Source organism: Micromonospora sp. NPDC007230, from assembly GCF_042869115.1.
Lineage (GTDB): Bacteria > Actinomycetota > Actinomycetes > Mycobacteriales > Micromonosporaceae > Micromonospora.
The window spans coordinates 249,917-264,454 of sequence record NZ_JBIAFE010000003.1 but is presented as its reverse complement, the minus strand read 5'-3'; the positions used below and the strand labels follow the sequence as shown (position 1 = coordinate 264,454).

The following is a 14,538-nucleotide window of genomic DNA, read 5'->3' as shown; positions in this document are numbered from 1 at the left end:
TGATCTTTACGTCTGCGGCGTGCGCCAACCGCGAGCGCGGAGCGCCGTCCGGACCTCGGCGAGGATGCCGTCGAAGTCGTCGCGGAGGCGCTTCGCCGTCACGTGCAGGACGATCCACTCCGCCCCGAGCAGCCGGTTGAGTCGTCGGCGATCCCGGTGGAACTGCTCGGGATCGTCGTGCCAGCGGCCGTCGTATTCGACCGCGACCTTGAACTCGGGCCAGGCCAGATCGAGCCGGGCGACGAAGCGCCCCTGATGCGACACCACCCACTGCGTCTCGGGCCAGGGCAGGCCGGCCAGCACCAGGCGCACGCGGGTGCGGGACTCCTGCGGCGACTCCGCGCCGGCATCGGCGAGATCGACGGCGCGCAGCAGCGACCGCCAGCCCCGTCTTCCGGCCCTGGCCAGCGCATACTCCCGCAGCGTGGCCGGGTCGGTGAGCCCGCGGGCCAGCAGGCCGTCGATGAGCACTACCACCTCGACCACCTCAAGCCAGCGGGCCAGGTCCCAGCAGGTACGTGCCGGTGACGTCAGCAGGATGCCGGCCCGGTCCACCACGTCGTTCGCCTCCACCTCGGCGTGGTGCACCCACAGACCGGCCATCGGCCCGCGCCGGCGCCAGGTTCCGGCTGGTGCCGGTGCCTCATGGGTGGAGGTCGGCACGCCTGCAGGACGTGGGGCCGGCGCGGAGACCGGTGCCGCCAGTGCGACGGGCGGTTTGGGGGTGAGCACGTCAACGGGCTCGTCGGGGCCGACCTGCCCGACGCCGTAGAGGGCGGCGGCGGAACGGCCGGCGATGGCGGCGCCCTGGGGGACCAGCCAGCGAATCACCGCGGCGCACCGGTCGGCATGGGTCAGACTCAGCTGCGCGTCGGCGTAGACGTCGCGAAAGATTGGCCGCCAAGCCGAGCTGCGCAGATCATTGCGGGTCAGCAAGCCCACCCTCACCGCCACGGAGCCGCGGAAGATCCGGCCGCGCAGTTGGGGCGGCCGACGAGGAGACTTTGGCATCCACCCAAGCTGCCCCACATCCTGCGGTCGGCGCCGCCCCTGTGGATAACCCCGTACGCCGCTCGTCGAGATCGTGCTCAAACGTGGAAGTAGTGGCCTCCCGGGCGGTGGAGGCCACTACTTCCTGGATCGAGCGCGATCTTGCAGGACGTGGAGGGGTCAGGCGGCGGTGGACCAGATGGCGCGGAAGGCGGCCGCCTCACCGGCCAGCCACTGCTCGACCTGGTCCGGCTTGACCTCGGCGGACATGCGGTGGGCCTCGCCGCGTCGGACGTCGACCAGGACCGGCTCGGCGTGCGGGAGGACCGCGTCCATGTGCCGGGCCATCAGGTGCAGGGTGGCCAGGGTGGCCTCCTCGCTCGGCGGGGCCTCGTCGAAGTGCAGGCGGATCGCCTCGGCGCGGCCGTCGGCGTATCGGACGCCGAACTGTGGGTTGATCTTGACGGGGAGGTCGCCCAGCATGGCCAGGGCGTCGCGGGTCTGCGCCAGGTCGACGCCCGCCGGCTCGCCGAGGGAGTGCAGCCAGCTGGTCGCGCCCGGGACGAGGGCCTCGTAGAGCGGGCGCCAGCGGGGCTTGACCAGGTCGGCGACCTGGGCCAGGTGGGTGCCGCCGGTGTGGAAGGCGACGTCGGCCTTGAGCGCCTTGACGAACTGCCCGTGCGGGTTGAAGCCGGACTTGCTCGCCCGTTGGCGGCGCAGGCCCCCGACGAAGGTGGCCTTGGTGGGCCCGGTGCGGTCCACGTACCGGGTGAAACCGAGGAGGGTGGCGTAGGGGGTGAGAGGGGCGGTGGAGGTGGGCGCGTTCACGAGCATCCTCCCAGGTCAGCGGCTCGATTAGTACATACATTCTAATCGACGGGACTGACATCGCCCAGGGAACGAAAGGGGCCGCCCGGGCATCCCGGACGGCCCCTGAAAAGAAAACAGTTACAGCTGCCCGACGGCGGTGATCCGCACGACGGCGGCACCCGCCTCGTCCGAGGCGGCCAGGTCGACCTCGGCGCTGATGCCCCAGTCGTGGTCGCCCTCCGGGTCGTCGAGGATCTGGCGTACGGACCACCGCTCCCGGCCCTGCTCGATCATGAGCAGCGCCGGCCCGCGGGCGTCCGGCCCGACCCCGATCTCGTCGTACGCCTCGAAGTACGGCTCCAGCGCGTCCGCCCACGCGTCCGCGTGCCAGCCCGAGGCGCCGTCGAGTTCGCCCAGCTCATCCCAGCGGCGCAGGGCGGCCAGCTCGACCCGGCGGAACAGCGCGTTGCGGACCAGCACCCGGAACGCCCGGGCGTTGCGGGTGACCGCCGGCGGCCGGTCGTCCAGCGACGCGGCGACCTCCGCGACGTCGGACGGGTTGCGCAGCCGCTCCCACTCGTCGATCAGGCTGGAGTCGACCTGGCGGACCAGCTCGCCCAGCCACTCGATCAGGTCGACCAGCTCCTCGGTCTTGGCGTCCTCGGGCACCGTCTGCCGCAGCGTCTTGTACGCGTCGGCCAGGTACCGCAGCACGAGCCCCTCCGACCTGGACAGGCCGTAGAACTGCACGTACTCCGGGAAGGTCATCGCCCGCTCGTACATGTCCCGGACGACGGACTTGGGGGAGAGCTGGTGGTCGGCGACCCAGGGGTGCCCCTGGCGGTACATCTCGTACGCGTTCTCCAGCAGCTCCGCCAGGGGCTTGGGCCAGGTCACCTCGTCGAGCAGTTCCAGCCGGGCCTCGTACTCGATGCCCTCGGCCTTCATCGCGGCGACCGCCTCGCCACGGGCCTTGAACTGCTGCGCGGAGAGCACCTGGCGGGGGTCGTCGAGGATCGACTCGATCACCGACAGCACGTCGAGGGCGTACGACGGGGACTCCCGGTCCAGCAGCTCGATGGTGGCCAGGGCGAGCGGCGACAGCGGCTGGTTGAGCGCGAAGTCGAGCTGGAGGTCGACGGTGAGCCGGACCCGGCGGCCCTGCTCGTCCGGCTCGGGCAGCTCCTCGACCACACCGCCGGCCCGCAGCGCCCGGTAGATGGCGATGGCCCGCCGGATGTGCCGCCGCTGGGCGGCCCGGTCCTCGTGGTTGTCGGTGAGCAGGTGCCGCATCGAGGCGAACGCGTCGCCGGGCCGGCCGATGACGTTGAGCAGCATCGAGTGGCTGACCTGGAAGCTGGAGGTGAGCGGCTCCGGCTCGGCCTCGACGAGGCGCTGGAACGTCGGCTCGCCCCAGCCGATCGAGCCCTCCGGCGGCTTCTTCTTGACGACCTTGCGCCGTTTCTTCGGGTCGTCGCCGGCCTTGGCCAGGGCCTTCTCGTTCTCGATGACGTGCTCGGGGGCCTGCACCACCACCCGGCCGAGGGTGTCGAAGCCGGCCCGTCCGGCCCGGCCGGCGATCTGGTGGAACTCGCGGGCCTTGAGCAGTCGGGTGCGGGTGCCGTCGTACTTCGAGAGGCCGGTGAAGAGCACGGTGCGGATCGGCACGTTGATGCCGACGCCGAGCGTGTCGGTGCCGCAGATGACCTTGAGCAGCCCGGCCTGGGCCAGGGTCTCGACGAGGCGGCGGTATTTGGGCAGCATGCCGGCGTGGTGCACGCCGATGCCGTGCCGCACCAGCCGGGACAGCGTCTTGCCGAAGCCCGAGGTGAACCGGAAGTTGCCGATCGCCTGGGCGATCATGTCCTTCTCGGCCCGGGTGCAGACGTTCACGCTCATCAGGGCCTGGGCGCGTTCCAGCGCGGCGGCCTGGGTGAAGTGCACCACGTACACCGGGGCCTGCTTGGTCTCCAGCAACTCCTCGAGGGTCTCGTGCAGCGGGGTCATCGCGTACGAGAAGAGGAGCGGGACCGGCCGCTCGGCCGAGCGGACGACGGCGGTCGGCCGCCCGGTACGCCGAGTCAGGTCGTCGACGAAGCGGGTGGTGTCGCCGAGCGTGGCGGACATCAGGATGAACTGCGCCTGCGGCAGCTCGATCAGCGGCACCTGCCAGGCCCAGCCCCGGTCCGGCTCGGCGTAGAAGTGGAACTCGTCCATGATCACCTGGCCGACGTCGGCCCGGGTGCCCTCGCGCAGCGCGAGGTTGGCCAGGATCTCCGCGGTGCAGCAGATGATCGGGGCGTCGGCGTTCACGCTCGCGTCGCCGGTGAGCATGCCCACGTTCTCCGCGCCGAAGATCTCGCAAAGCGCGAAGAACTTCTCCGACACCAGGGCCTTGATCGGCGCGGTGTAGAAGGTGGTCCGATCATCGGCCAGGGCCGCGAAGTGCGCCGCGATCGCCACCAGGCTCTTGCCGGAGCCGGTGGGCGTGTTCATGATCACGTTCGCGCCGGAGACGATCTCGATGACCGCCTCCTCCTGGTGGGGGTAGAGGTCGAGACCGCGCTCGGACGCCCAGCCGGCGAACGCGTCGTAGAGGGTGTCGGGGTCGGCGCTCTTCGGCAGCGCGGCGGTGAGGGTCATAGCCGCTCCATGGTGCCTGGATCATGGCCCGCCGCGCCAACCGGGCCGCCCCGAGGCCGCCGGCCGCCGCGCCGAGCGGGACTGCGCACCGGCTCAGCGCCGGCGGTGGACCAGGTCGAAGATCGGGCGGCCGGCGATCAGCGCGCGGCGCTCGAACTTGGTCACCGGGCGGTGCGCCGGGCGGGGGGCGTAGTCGCCGTGCACGTCGACCAGCTCCGGGTCGGCGGTCAGCGTCTCGCGCATCGACTCGGCGTACTCGGCCCAGTCGGTGGCGCAGTGCAGCGTGCCGCCGGGGGCCAGCCGGGCGCGCAGCAGCGCCACGTGCGCCGGCTGGATGATCCGTCGCTTGTGGTGGCGGGCCTTCGGCCACGGGTCGGGGAAGAAGACGTGGACCGCGTCCAGCGAGCCCGCCGGCATCGCCCGGACCAGGTCCAGCGCGTCGCCCCGGGCCACCCGGACGTTGGCCAGCCCGTGCCGCTCGACCAGTTCCAGCAGGTTGGCGATTCCGGGCGTATGCACCTCTACCGCCAGATAGTGTCGGTCCGGGTCGGCGGCCGCCATCGCGGCGGTGGCGTCGCCCATGCCGGAACCGATCTCCAGCACCAGCGGCGCCCGCCGCCCGAACAGCGCCGTCGGATCGAACGGCCCGTCCAGGTCGGCGATCTCCAGGCCGTACGCGGACCAGAGCCGCGCCAGCGCGTCGCGCTGCCGGTCGCTCATCCGGCCGCGGCGTGGATGGAAGGTACGGATGCGGGCGGCGTGGGCCGGCGGGGTGGCGTTCTGGTCGGTGGTGGTCACAGCGAACCGAGCGTACGCGACCGCCGCCGCGGAACGGATGTGATGTGCGACCGGGGGTGAGAGGATTCATCCACGGCAGGACGGGCGGCCCGCCGACCGACACCGCCGACGCGACAGCTCCAGGTCGCGGCGCGGCGTCAGACGCGCCGAGCTGGATTGTCGGACGACGGCTCCTGGTCGTGGCGCGGCGTCAGGCGCGCCGAGCGGGATTGTCGGACGACGGCTCCTGGTCGTGGCGCGGCGTCAGACGCGCCGAGCGGGAGTTGTCGGAGCGCGAAAGGGGTCATGGTGTCAGTCACGCGACGCGGGGCGATGCTGATCGTGGCCGCCGCCGCGTGCGCCGCCCCGCTGCTCGGCGCGGTCCCGGCCCTGGCCGCCCCGTCACCCGGCGCGCTCGCCGCCGGGCCGACCGATCCGCCGGATCAGGGCCAGCGGCAACCGGTCGACCTGGTCTTCGTCGAGGTCACCCCGAGCACGGTGCAGGCTGGTTTCCTGGTCGGCATCCGCGCGAGCTGCCGGGACAACTCGGTGCCGGCGATCGTGGTCTCCGACGCCTTCGGCCGGGTCCAGGTGCAGCCGCAGCGCGGGCTGCTCACCGCCTCGCCGATGGTCCGGGAGCGCACCCGACCGGGCAACTACCGGGTCAAGCTGGAGTGCCCCAGCGGGCAGACCGCGTCGACCATGCTCCAGGTGGTCAAGGCCACGCCCAGCCGTACCGCCGCGCCGCCCAGCCGCGGGCCGGCGACCGGGTTCGGCGGCACGGCCGGGATCGGGCTCGGTGGGCTGCTGGTGCCGGTCGGGCTGGCGTTGACCGTCGCCGGTGCGGTGGTCGGCGTGGCGGCCGCCCGCCGGCCCCGGATGGCCCGCCGCTGAGGCTCGCCATGACCGCGCACCCCGCCCCCCAGCCGGCCGCCCGGTCGGCGACCGGCACGGGGCGTAGACCGTGGTCCACGCCGCTCGCCGTGGTGTTGGTGCTGGCCGGGGTCTTCGCCACCGGAGCCGGGCTGGGCCGCACCGCCGCGCCGTTCGACTGGGTGGACGCGACCGCCGGGCCGACGCAGCGCGCCGACGAATCGGCGCGGGCGCCGGCGACGGCCAGCCGGCCGGTGAGCCTCGCCGTGCCGGCGATCAAGGTGACCGCACCGATCACGCCGGTCGGGCAGGCGAAGGACGGCTCGGTGGACGTACCGCCGCTGAGCCAGCACAACCAGACCGGCTGGTACGACCGCGGCCCGGTCCCGGGCGAGCCGGGCCGGGCGATCATCGTCGGGCACGTGGACACGAAGAGCGGCCCGGCGGTCTTCTATCACCTGCGCGAGCTCAAGCCGGGGGACCGGATCGAAGTGACCCGCGCCGACCACAGCGTCGTCACCTTCACGGTCGACACCGTCGAGCACTTCGACAAGGCCAACCTCCCCGCCGACCGGGTCTACGGCAACGACGGGCCGCCCGGGCTGCGCCTGATCACCTGCGGCGGCGAGTGGCTCGGCGGGCGGGCCGGCTACGCGGACAACGTCATCGCCTTCGCCTCGCTGGCCGGCACCCGCGAAACCTGACCGTCGCCCGATCAGCCCGGTGCCGGGGCATCGGCCGCGTCGCCGCCACCGGCGGGGGACCGGCGGGCGATCGACGCGAGCGCGATCAGTTGGGCGGCCACCAGCAGCGTGACTGCGAGCAGCCACCACAGCCCGAGGTCGGCGCGGATCGTGACGGCCAGCAGCGCGACGCCGACCAGCGCCAGGCCGGCCGCCAGCCGGCCGGTCCGGCCGGGCAGGGCCCGCCGGTGCCGCCAGATCAGCCAGCCGACCGGCAGCCACGCGACCACCACGACGACCATCCCGACGAGGTCCGCCGCGGAGGGCCCGTGCGTACGGCTGAACGAGAACACCCGGGGCCCGGTGTCCGGCAGCGCGAGCAGCAGGCCACCCACGGCCGAACCGACCAGCCAGCCGAGCAGGCGACTGCGCACCGGTGGACGCGTCATGCCGGCATCATGCCGCGCCCGGTCAACCGGTTCCGACCACCGGCCGCTGCCGGGGTCAGCCCTTGCCGGGGACCTGCTGGACCACCTCGAACTCCAGCAGCGTGGCCCCCGTGGCGACCGGCTTGCGCGGCTCGCCGCCCGCGCCACCGGCGTGCGCGGCCCGGGACGGCCCCTGCGCCCACGCCTGGTACGCCGCCTCGGACTCCCAACGGGTGTAGACGAAGTAGCGGTTCTCTCCGGCGACCGGGCGGAGCAACTCGAAGCTGAGGAAACCCGGGGAGTTCTCCACCGCGCCGGCCCGGGCGGCGAACCGCTTCTCCAGCTCCTCGCCCGCGCCCGGCGGGACGTCGATCGCGTTGATCTTCACCACTGCCATGCCTTCACCCTAACCAGCCGGGTGCCGCCTGACCGCGCCGCGCGGGCCGTCGGACACCACTTCGGGGATGTGGCGGCATCCCGGACCCGCCGTCACCGCAACCTCGCCGACCGGGGCGGCAGCGCCGGGCTGGCCGGGCCGCCGAGTTCAGAACGTCTCGACGGCCGGCACCAGGTCCGCGTCGACCACGATCGGCGCGTGGTCGGAGGGGCCCTTGCCCTTGCGCGCCTCCCGATCCACGTACGCGGAGCGGACCGCGCGGACGAATGGCGCGGAGGCGTACACCAGGTCGATCCGCATGCCCTTGTTCTGGTGGAACATGCCGGCCCGGTAGTCCCAGTAGGTGAACGGGTGCGGGCCCTTCATCGGGGTGGGCACCACGTCGCTGAGCCCGAGGTCGCGCAGCGCGGCCAGGGCGGCCCGCTCGGCCGGGGTGACGTGGGTGGAGGTGACGAAGAGCGTCGGGTCCCAGACGTCGGCGTCGGTCGGGGCGACGTTGAAGTCGCCGCAGACGGCCAGCGGCAGGGCGCCGACCAGCTCGGGCTCCAACGCGTCCCGCAGCGCCGCCAGCCAGGCCAGCTTGTACGCGTAGTGCGGGTCGTCGGGGGACCGGCCGTTGGGCACGTACACCGACCAGACCCGCAGCCCGTCGCAGGTGGCCGAGAGGGCCCGGGCCTCGGGCAGGGGGAACCCCGGCTCGCCGGGGAAGCCGACCGCGACGTCGGCCAGCCCGACCCGGGACAGGATGGCCACCCCGTTCCACCGGCCGTCGCTGTGGCTGGCCGCCTCGTAGCCCAGCTCGCCCACCTCGGCGACCGGGAACGCCCCATCGGGGCATTTGGTCTCCTGCAGGCAGGCGACGTCGGGCTTGGTGGTGGCCAGCCAGTCCAGCAGCCGGGGCAGCCGGGCCTTCACCGAGTTGACGTTCCAGGTCGCCAGGCGCATGGGTCCAGCCTGCCGTATCACCGGCCGCCGCGCCGGGTCAGCGTTCCGGGGTGTCTCGCTGGTTCGTGGGTCGGGTCTGTTCGGCTGCCGGGGTCAGCGTTCCGGGGTGTCTCCTGGGCGGGTTTGTTCGGCGAGGAAACGCTCCAGTTCGGCGCCGAGCTCGTCGGCCGTGGGCAGCGGGCCGGTCTCGGCGGCCAGCAGGTTCTTCTGGCCGCGGCCCCGGGCGAACGTGTCGTACTGCTCCTCGAGGGCCTGGACCAGGGTCGCCGCCTCCTCGGTCTGGGCGACCTGGCGGTCGATCTCCACCCGGACCACCTCTGCGGCGGCCCGCAGGCCGTCTCGGGGCAGCAGCAGCCCGGTGCTGCGGGACACCGCGGCGAGCAGCGCCTCGGCGGCGGCCGGATACTCGGTCTGGGCGACGTAGTGCGGCACGTGCGCGGCGAAGCCGAGGGCATCGCGGCCCTGCTCGCCGAGGCGGTACTCCAGCAGATGGCCGACGCTGCCGGGCACCTGGACCCGCTGGAGCCACGGCTCGTAGCCGGCGATCAGCTCGCGCCGGGTGGCGTGCGCGGTGACGCCGCTGGGCCGGGTGTGCGGCACCGCCATCGGGATGGAGTTGAGCCCGACGGTGAGCCGGACGTCGAGCCGGGTGGCCAGGCCGGCGACCGCGGCCACGAAGCGCTCCCACTGCAGGTCCGGCTCCGGGCCGGTGAGCAGCAGGAACGGGGTCTCGTCGTCGTCGCGCAGCAGGTGCAGCTCCAGCGCCGGGGCGTCGTAGTCGGCCCAGTGGTCCTCGGCGAAGGTCATCACCGGCCGGCGGGAGCGGTAGTCGAACATCTGGTCGATGTCGAAGCGGGCCACCGGCCGCGCCTCAAGGGAGGTGAGCAGCTGCTCCCGGGCCAGCCGGGTGGCGCTGCCGGCGTCGACGAAGCCGGTGAGCGCCTGGATCAGCACGGGTTGCCCGAAGTCGGGCAGATCGTCGCTGAGTTCGTAGAGCTCGTGTGGGTCGAGCACCGGTTCGGACCTCCCTGAGAACGCGCGTACGGGTGTGCCGTGCGGGCACGACCATCCCGTTCGGCAAAACGTACCGGCTGGCGTGGTCCATTCCGTTACGGGCCGGCTGCACCCCGAAATAATGATCACGATTCGGCGACGGTGGGGAGCAGATCGGGGCGAATCCGCTGATCTTGCTCCATCGTCCGGGAAACGGCCCAATGGAGGGTCGGCCGAAAGGACGAGTTAGTCGATCGTGGGCGGGCCTGCGGGCGTCGGCGAGGTTCCTGCCCGGGGCCACCCGCCTCGTCGCCGGCCGGAGGTTCTACCGTTCTGCGAGGGTTGGCCCGTCCTGATGTCGGCCCGGGCTGCACGCCCCATTTGGGCGGGGCAAAGTGTGACGAGGGCCACCAGATCACCCTGGGTGATCAGTGGTCCTTCTGCCTAGCCTCGTCGAATGCGTGACGACGGCACCTTCGACGACCATCACGGCCTCGGCGGTTCGGCTGACCGTTCGGACGATACCAACTCCACCGTTCGGTCAACCGGTTCTCTGGAGCCGGCCGCCCCCCGACGCTTCCCCTTCGGCTTCCTGCGTACCCGCTTCGGGGACGCCGCTAACCCCCTCGCCCCCCGGCCTGGCCGCACCAAGCTGGCGGTCGCCACCGGCGCGGTCTGCTGCCTCGGCCTGCTCGGCGTCAGCCAGGTCGGCGCCGACGCGGTCGACGGCTCGGCCACCCCCGCGCCGTCCGAGGAGGTCGCCCAGCGGGCGGCCGCCGACGCCGCCTCCCGCGGCCTGACCCGCGAGACCCCCGCCGCCTCGACCCCCACCCCCGCCGCCTCGACCCCCACCCCGGTCGCCTCGACCGCCAACCCGGACACCACCCCGGCCACCAAGAAGCCGAAGCCCAAGCCGAAGCCCAAGCGGATCGTGCCGGTGGCCGGACTGGACCAGGACCAGATGGACAACGCCAAGGCCATCGTCCAGGCCGGCCGGGCCATGGGCGTGCCCCGCCGGGGCCTGATCATCGCGGTGGCCACGGCCATGCAGGAGAGCAACCTCTACAACTACGCCAGCGGCGTGCTGCCCGAGTCGCAGAACTACCCGCACCAGGCCATCGGCTGGGACCACGACTCGGTCGGGCTGTTCCAGCAGCGCCCCAGCAGCGGCTGGGGCGCGGTGCGCGACCTGATGCAGCCCGCGTACGCCACGAGGCAGTTCCTCGCCGCGCTGGTGCAGATCCCGGGCTGGCAGGACATGGCGCTCACCGATGCCGCCCAGGCCGTGCAGGTCTCCGCGTTCCCCTGGGCGTACGCCCAGCACGAGTGGCGGGCCACCGAGGTCGTCGACGCGATCCTGAGCTGACCGGGCGAGTCGCCGACCACTGTGGACGCTTGCCGGAAGGTCGGCTCGGGTACCGGTAGCTTGTCGGTCCCGAGTACACATGATGTGGGACCGCGGACAGGAGGACGCCATGTCACCGTTGCAACGGATCGCCGCCTTCCTGCGGTCGCCCCGGGGTCAGCAACTGGTCGAGCGTGGCCGGCGCGAGCTGGCCAAGCCGCAGAACCAGCGCCGGCTCAGGCAGCTGCTCACCCGGCTGTCCCGCCGTCGCTGACCCGTACGCCCTCGACCACCGGGAGCCCCTCGTGACCGACTCACCCGTCGACGGCGGGTCCACCGTTCCCACGCCGCCGGCCGCGCCGCAGGACGCCTCCGACGCGCTGCCGGCCACGCTCTGGGACCGGATGCGGGACGATCCGCAGTACGCCCCTGAGCATCTGGCCCTGGAGGCCGTACGCCGGCTCGGGCCGGAGGCGGCGCAGTGGGCCGCCCGGGAGCGCGCGCTGCGCCCCGACGTCGTCGCCGACGAGCTGGCCGACCAGGCGGTCCGCAGGTTCGTCAACCGGGCCCGGCTCTCCGGTGCGGTCTCCGGGGCGGCCGGGCTCCCCGGCGCGGTGATCGACGTCGGGGTGCTGGCCTGGACCCAGGCCCGGCTGGTGCTGCACGTGGCGGCCGCGTACGGCGTCGATCCGACGCATCCCGACCGGGCCGCCGACCTGCTCGTGCTGCAGAAGGTGCACAAGGTCGCCGAGAGCGCCCGGCTCGCGCTCGGGGTGGCCGCGGGGCGGGAGCGCGCCGGGGCGCTGTTCGGCATGGCCGGGGAGCGCCCGCTCGGCAAGGTGATGCTCCAGCTGGGCGTACGGCTGGCCCGGATGGCCGGGGTACGCGCGGCCAAGCGGTTCTTCGCCAAGCTGGTCCCCGGTGCCGCGATCATCCTCGGCACCTGGGCCAACTCGTCGGCCACCAGGGACCTCGCCGACCGGTCCCGGGCCCTCTACCGGGGCGGCGCGCGGCGCCTGCCGGAGCAGCGCCAACCCTGACCGGGACGGCTCGTTCACGTCAGCGTGCTGGCCGCCGCCACGGAGCGGGGTGGCCGTGCAGCCACCAGTGCAGGACCCGGGTGATCCGGGGCAGCACCAGATAGGTCATGAGCGGGGTCAGGCAGAGCGTCATCAGCAGCGTCCGCACCGCGAGCGGCACGTCGGCGATGAACCGGGCGGTGAGCAGGGTCGCGGTGAGGCTCAGCGGGAAGAACGCCAGCCAGATGGTCACGGCCTGCTTCCATCGGGGCGGGCTGGGCGGCCCGGCCGGCGCGGCCTCGGCCCCGGTGATCGTCTCCACCACGTGGTCCACCGGCGGGTCGAACCAGCCCTCGATGCCGGTGCGGCGCTCGACCCGGGTGTGCTCGACGATGCCCTGCGCCGAGCTCAGCCACCAGTGCCGCTGCGGCGACTCCTCCCAGCGGCGCAGCGTCTCGTCGTCGGCGAACCGGTACATCACATGCCACTCGGGCGACCCGGGCGCGCTCTGCACGAAACCCGCGCCGAGGAAGCCGGGGAAGCTCTCCGCCAGCGCCGTGCCGGCCCGCATCCACGCCACCATCTCGCCGGTACGCGCGGGATCGGCGCGTCGGGCGACGGCGACGGTCACCGGCACCGCCTGGATCATGGTCATGCCCCCATCCTTCCCGCCGCCGTCCGGATCGGCCCGGTCGCGGCGTAGGGGTGTAACGCGACCCACCGGCGCTCGCATCCGCGGCACACCCGTCCGGTGGCCGGCATCACCAAGTCATCTCCGCTCGGGACCGGGGGCTTCGCAGAACCGGCATCCGGCGGGCGGCGGCGGCTCGGTTAGCCCCGTCCGTGCCGGGGTAGCCCGAAGGAATGACGCGATCACAGCCGCGCCGCCGGATCAACGCCGCGTACAGCGCGTTGAACCTGCGGCTCGTGCTCGCCACCTTCGGGTTGGTGATCATGACCTTCTTCGCGGTGGTGGCGTTCTGGGCCCACGTGGTCTGGCTGGGCGTCGTCTGCGCGCTCCTCGCCGTCGTGGCCGTGGTCGACCTGGTCGTCATCCAGCGCCGTCGCGCCGCCCGCCGCCGTGAGGAACCGGGCGTGCGGCACTCACTGTTCGAGTGACAGGAGCCCGCCATGTCCATCGCCACCACCAATCCCGCCACCGGACAAGTGCTCAAGACGTACGACCCGATGTCGGACGAACAGGTCGACGCCGCCATCGAGCGGGCCGATCTGGCCTTCCGGCAGCTGCACGGCACCACCATCGCCGAGCGCGGCCGGTGGCTCATCGCCGCAGCCGAGCTGCTCGAGGCCGAGCGGGACGAGACCGCCCGGCTGATGACCACCGAGATGGGCAAGACGTACGCCGCGGCCCGGGCCGAGGTGACCAAGTGTGCCGCGGCCTGCCGGTTCTACGCCGCCAAGGCCCCCGAGATGCTCGCCGACGAGCCGGCCGACGCCGGCGCGGTCAAGGCGAAGCGGGCCTATGTCCGCTACCAGCCGATCGGGCCGGTGCTCGCGGTGATGCCGTGGAACTTTCCGCTGTGGCAGGTGATGCGGTTCGCCGCGCCGGCCCTGATGGCCGGCAACACCGGCCTGCTCAAGCACGCCTCCAACGTGCCGCAGGCCGCCCTTTACCTGGAGGACCTGTTCCGCCGGGCCGGCTTTCCCGAGGGCGCGTTCACCACCCTGCTGGTCGGCTCGGAGGCGGTGGACCGGATCCTCAGCGACCCGCGGGTCCGCGCGGCGACCCTCACCGGCAGCGAGGTCGCCGGCCGCTCGATCGCCCGGATCGCCGGTCGGGAGCTGAAGAAGACCGTGCTGGAGCTGGGCGGCAGCGACCCGTTCGTGGTGATGCCCTCGGCCGACCTGGACCGCGCCGCCGAGGTGGCCACCACCGCCCGCTGCCAGAACAACGGCCAGTCCTGCATCGCCGCCAAGCGGTTCATCGTGCACACCGACGCCTTCGACGCCTTCGCCGAGAAGTTCACCACGCGGATGGCGGCGTTGACGGTCGGCGACCCGATGGACGAGGGCACCGACGTCGGCCCGCTGGCCACCGACCGGGGCCGGGACGAGGTGCACGCCCAGGTGCGGGACGCGATGGACAAGGGCGCGCGCGTCCTGTGCGGCGGCGAGCTGCCCTCCGGGGACGGCTGGTACTACCCCCCGACCGTGGTCACCGACCTGCGGCCGGAGATGCGGATGTGGTCCGAGGAGGTCTTCGGCCCGGTCGCCGGCCTCTTCCGGGTGTCGTCCTACGAGGAGGCGATCGAGGTCGCCAACGGCACCCACTTCGGCCTCGGCTCGAACGCCTGGACCACCGACCCGGCCGAGCAGGAGCGCTTCGCCACCGACCTGGACGCCGGCAACGTGTTCCTCAACGGGATGACCACCTCCTATCCCCAGCTGCCGTTCGGCGGGGTGAAGAACTCGGGCTACGGCCGGGAGCTCTCGGCGTTGGGCATGCGGGAGTTCTGCAACATCAAGACCGTCTGGCTCGGCGAGGGCGAGGTCGGGCCCGGCGCCGGCGCGCACTCCGAGTAGCCGGGACCGCGGTGGGGGCCGCTACCGCCCCCGCCGTGGAATTCCGAACTTCGGCGTGATCACGCCGGTAACCGGGGCCGCCTAGGCTCCT

General features: G+C 73.0%; 16 protein-coding genes. 7 read left to right on the top strand and 9 right to left on the bottom strand.

Annotated elements, in window-relative coordinates:
* Positions 1-6: 6 nt before the first annotated feature.
* The 4 genes from ACFYML_RS06480 to trmB form a co-directional block, all read right to left on the bottom strand.
* Complete coding sequence (locus ACFYML_RS06480; protein ID WP_387419606.1) at positions 7-1,011, bottom strand: endonuclease domain-containing protein; 1,005 nt, start codon at positions 1,009-1,011, stop codon at positions 7-9.
* Positions 1,012-1,170: 159 nt separating this feature from the next.
* Positions 1,171-1,818, bottom strand: coding sequence for a hypothetical protein (locus ACFYML_RS06475; protein WP_387419605.1), 648 nt, complete (start codon positions 1,816-1,818; stop codon positions 1,171-1,173).
* Positions 1,819-1,938: 120 nt separating this feature from the next.
* A complete protein-coding gene (locus ACFYML_RS06470; RefSeq protein ID WP_387419604.1) occupies positions 1,939-4,443 on the bottom strand; it encodes a DEAD/DEAH box helicase in 2,505 nt (834 codons plus the stop codon).
* Between the two features lie 93 nt (positions 4,444-4,536).
* Positions 4,537-5,241, bottom strand: a complete 705-nt coding sequence (trmB, locus tag ACFYML_RS06465) for a tRNA (guanosine(46)-N7)-methyltransferase TrmB (RefSeq protein WP_387419603.1) — start codon at positions 5,239-5,241, stop codon at positions 4,537-4,539.
* 285 nt (positions 5,242-5,526) lie between these two features.
* On the opposite strand from trmB, the gene ACFYML_RS06460 reads away from it, so the two are divergent.
* Positions 5,527-6,114, top strand: a complete 588-nt coding sequence (locus ACFYML_RS06460) for a hypothetical protein (protein WP_387419602.1) — start codon at positions 5,527-5,529, stop codon at positions 6,112-6,114.
* A gap of 8 nt (positions 6,115-6,122) precedes the next feature.
* Positions 6,123-6,797 carry a class F sortase gene (locus tag ACFYML_RS06455; RefSeq protein WP_387419601.1) on the top strand — a complete coding sequence of 225 codons (675 nt, stop codon included), beginning with the start codon at positions 6,123-6,125 and terminating at the stop codon, positions 6,795-6,797.
* An 11-nt stretch (positions 6,798-6,808) separates the two neighbouring features.
* Here the strand turns inward: ACFYML_RS06455 and ACFYML_RS06450 are convergent, their stop codons facing one another.
* The 4 genes from ACFYML_RS06450 to ACFYML_RS06435 form a co-directional block, all read right to left on the bottom strand.
* Positions 6,809-7,225, bottom strand: a complete 417-nt coding sequence (locus ACFYML_RS06450) for a hypothetical protein (protein ID WP_387419600.1) — start codon at positions 7,223-7,225, stop codon at positions 6,809-6,811.
* A 55-nt stretch (positions 7,226-7,280) separates the two neighbouring features.
* On the bottom strand, positions 7,281-7,601 hold the full coding sequence (locus ACFYML_RS06445; protein ID WP_387419599.1) for an antibiotic biosynthesis monooxygenase family protein: 321 nt from the start codon (positions 7,599-7,601) through the stop codon (positions 7,281-7,283).
* Positions 7,602-7,748: 147 nt separating this feature from the next.
* Positions 7,749-8,546: an exodeoxyribonuclease III gene (locus ACFYML_RS06440; RefSeq protein ID WP_387419598.1), complete on the bottom strand. Its 798-nt coding sequence runs from the start codon at positions 8,544-8,546 to the stop codon at positions 7,749-7,751.
* Between the two features lie 93 nt (positions 8,547-8,639).
* Positions 8,640-9,560, bottom strand: a complete 921-nt coding sequence (locus ACFYML_RS06435; protein ID WP_387419597.1) for a proteasome assembly chaperone family protein — start codon at positions 9,558-9,560, stop codon at positions 8,640-8,642.
* A gap of 436 nt (positions 9,561-9,996) precedes the next feature.
* Here ACFYML_RS06435 and ACFYML_RS06430 point away from each other — a divergent pair, with 436 nt between their 5' ends.
* From ACFYML_RS06430 to ACFYML_RS06420, 3 genes are all read left to right on the top strand, one after another.
* Entirely contained in the window at positions 9,997-10,905 is a 909-nt protein-coding gene (locus tag ACFYML_RS06430) for a peptidase M23 (RefSeq protein WP_387419596.1), read from the top strand.
* 109 nt (positions 10,906-11,014) lie between these two features.
* On the top strand, positions 11,015-11,158 hold the full coding sequence (locus ACFYML_RS06425) for a hypothetical protein (protein WP_387419595.1): 144 nt from the start codon (positions 11,015-11,017) through the stop codon (positions 11,156-11,158).
* Between the two features lie 31 nt (positions 11,159-11,189).
* A complete protein-coding gene (locus ACFYML_RS06420) occupies positions 11,190-11,924 on the top strand; it encodes an EcsC family protein (RefSeq protein WP_387419594.1) in 735 nt (244 codons plus the stop codon).
* Between the two features lie 19 nt (positions 11,925-11,943).
* On the opposite strand, the gene ACFYML_RS06415 is transcribed toward ACFYML_RS06420, so the two are convergent.
* Entirely contained in the window at positions 11,944-12,558 is a 615-nt protein-coding gene (locus ACFYML_RS06415; RefSeq protein WP_387419593.1) for an antibiotic biosynthesis monooxygenase, read from the bottom strand.
* Between the two features lie 209 nt (positions 12,559-12,767).
* Here ACFYML_RS06415 and ACFYML_RS06410 point away from each other — a divergent pair, with 209 nt between their 5' ends.
* A complete protein-coding gene (locus ACFYML_RS06410) occupies positions 12,768-13,022 on the top strand; it encodes a DUF6343 family protein (protein WP_387277600.1) in 255 nt (84 codons plus the stop codon).
* Positions 13,023-13,034: 12 nt separating this feature from the next.
* Complete coding sequence (locus ACFYML_RS06405; protein ID WP_387419592.1) at positions 13,035-14,447, top strand: NADP-dependent succinic semialdehyde dehydrogenase; 1,413 nt, start codon at positions 13,035-13,037, stop codon at positions 14,445-14,447.
* The last annotated feature ends 91 nt before the right edge of the window (positions 14,448-14,538 follow it).

What these genes read in the sequence shown, in the direction of transcription:
- ACFYML_RS06480 (WP_387419606.1), bottom strand. Translation starts at nt 1,011, where the DNA reads ATGCCAAAGTCTCCTCGTCGGCCGCCCCAACTGCGCGGCCGGATCTTC.
- ACFYML_RS06470 (WP_387419604.1), bottom strand. Translation starts at nt 4,443, where the DNA reads ATGACCCTCACCGCCGCGCTGCCGAAGAGCGCCGACCCCGACACCCTC.
- ACFYML_RS06460 (WP_387419602.1), top strand. Translation starts at nt 5,527, where the DNA reads ATGGTGTCAGTCACGCGACGCGGGGCGATGCTGATCGTGGCCGCCGCC.
- ACFYML_RS06455 (WP_387419601.1), top strand. Translation starts at nt 6,123, where the DNA reads ATGACCGCGCACCCCGCCCCCCAGCCGGCCGCCCGGTCGGCGACCGGC.
- ACFYML_RS06450 (WP_387419600.1), bottom strand. Translation starts at nt 7,225, where the DNA reads ATGACGCGTCCACCGGTGCGCAGTCGCCTGCTCGGCTGGCTGGTCGGT.
- ACFYML_RS06445 (WP_387419599.1), bottom strand. Translation starts at nt 7,601, where the DNA reads ATGGCAGTGGTGAAGATCAACGCGATCGACGTCCCGCCGGGCGCGGGC.
- ACFYML_RS06440 (WP_387419598.1), bottom strand. Translation starts at nt 8,546, where the DNA reads ATGCGCCTGGCGACCTGGAACGTCAACTCGGTGAAGGCCCGGCTGCCC.
- ACFYML_RS06430 (WP_387419596.1), top strand. Translation starts at nt 9,997, where the DNA reads ATGCGTGACGACGGCACCTTCGACGACCATCACGGCCTCGGCGGTTCG.
- ACFYML_RS06425 (WP_387419595.1), top strand. Translation starts at nt 11,015, where the DNA reads ATGTCACCGTTGCAACGGATCGCCGCCTTCCTGCGGTCGCCCCGGGGT.
- ACFYML_RS06415 (WP_387419593.1), bottom strand. Translation starts at nt 12,558, where the DNA reads ATGACCATGATCCAGGCGGTGCCGGTGACCGTCGCCGTCGCCCGACGC.
- ACFYML_RS06410 (WP_387277600.1), top strand. Translation starts at nt 12,768, where the DNA reads ATGACGCGATCACAGCCGCGCCGCCGGATCAACGCCGCGTACAGCGCG.
- ACFYML_RS06405 (WP_387419592.1), top strand. Translation starts at nt 13,035, where the DNA reads ATGTCCATCGCCACCACCAATCCCGCCACCGGACAAGTGCTCAAGACG.